The organism is Enterobacter sp. WPR_3_1 (genome assembly GCF_003635055.1).
Lineage (GTDB): Bacteria > Pseudomonadota > Gammaproteobacteria > Enterobacterales > Enterobacteriaceae > Enterobacter > Enterobacter ludwigii.
Genome location: NZ_RBXU01000007.1, coordinates 1,345 through 2,758 on the forward strand (window position 1 = coordinate 1,345; position 1,414 = coordinate 2,758).

The 1,414-nt window shown below is 53.0% G+C and carries 1 rRNA gene (cut by a window edge); it reads left to right on the top strand.

The features are described 5' to 3' along the window. Nucleotides 1-1,402 (top strand): 23S ribosomal RNA (locus BJ887_RS23000); its annotated part reaches 1,344 nt to the left of the window's first position; the annotation flags it as partial. Nucleotides 1,403-1,414 lie beyond the last annotated feature (12 nt).

Below are 1,414 nucleotides of genomic sequence, written 5' to 3' on the forward strand. Positions count from 1 at the left end.
TATTAACGCTGAGGTGTGATGACGAGGCACTACGGTGCTGAAGTAACAAATGCCCTGCTTCCAGGAAAAGCCTCTAAGCATCAGGTAACATCAAATCGTACCCCAAACCGACACAGGTGGTCAGGTAGAGAATACCAAGGCGCTTGAGAGAACTCGGGTGAAGGAACTAGGCAAAATGGTGCCGTAACTTCGGGAGAAGGCACGCTGATATGTAGGTGAAGCCCCTGCGGGTGGAGCTGAAATCAGTCGAAGATACCAGCTGGCTGCAACTGTTTATTAAAAACACAGCACTGTGCAAACACGAAAGTGGACGTATACGGTGTGACGCCTGCCCGGTGCCGGAAGGTTAATTGATGGGGTTAGCGGCAACGCGAAGCTCTTGATCGAAGCCCCGGTAAACGGCGGCCGTAACTATAACGGTCCTAAGGTAGCGAAATTCCTTGTCGGGTAAGTTCCGACCTGCACGAATGGCGTAATGATGGCCAGGCTGTCTCCACCCGAGACTCAGTGAAATTGAACTCGCTGTGAAGATGCAGTGTACCCGCGGCAAGACGGAAAGACCCCGTGAACCTTTACTATAGCTTGACACTGAACACTGGTCCTTGATGTGTAGGATAGGTGGGAGGCTTTGAAGCGTGGACGCCAGTCTGCGTGGAGCCAACCTTGAAATACCACCCTTTAATGGCTGGTGTTCTAACGTAGACCCGTAATCCGGGTTGCGGACAGTGTCTGGTGGGTAGTTTGACTGGGGCGGTCTCCTCCCAAAGAGTAACGGAGGAGCACGAAGGTTAGCTAATCCTGGTCGGACATCAGGAGGTTAGTGCAATGGCATAAGCTAGCTTGACTGCGAGAGTGACGGCTCGAGCAGGTGCGAAAGCAGGTCATAGTGATCCGGTGGTTCTGAATGGAAGGGCCATCGCTCAACGGATAAAAGGTACTCCGGGGATAACAGGCTGATACCGCCCAAGAGTTCATATCGACGGCGGTGTTTGGCACCTCGATGTCGGCTCATCACATCCTGGGGCTGAAGTAGGTCCCAAGGGTATGGCTGTTCGCCATTTAAAGTGGTACGCGAGCTGGGTTTAGAACGTCGTGAGACAGTTCGGTCCCTATCTGCCGTGGGCGCTGGAGAATTGAGGGGGGCTGCTCCTAGTACGAGAGGACCGGAGTGGACGCATCACTGGTGTTCGGGTTGTCATGCCAATGGCACTGCCCGGTAGCTAAATGCGGAAGAGATAAGTGCTGAAAGCATCTAAGCACGAAACTTGCCCCGAGATGAGTTCTCCCTGAGACTTTAAGTCTCCTGAAGGAACGTTGAAGACTACGACGTTGATAGGTCGGGTGTGTAAGCGCAGCGATGCGTTGAGCTAACCGATACTAATGAACCGTGAGGCTTAACCTTACAACGCCGAAG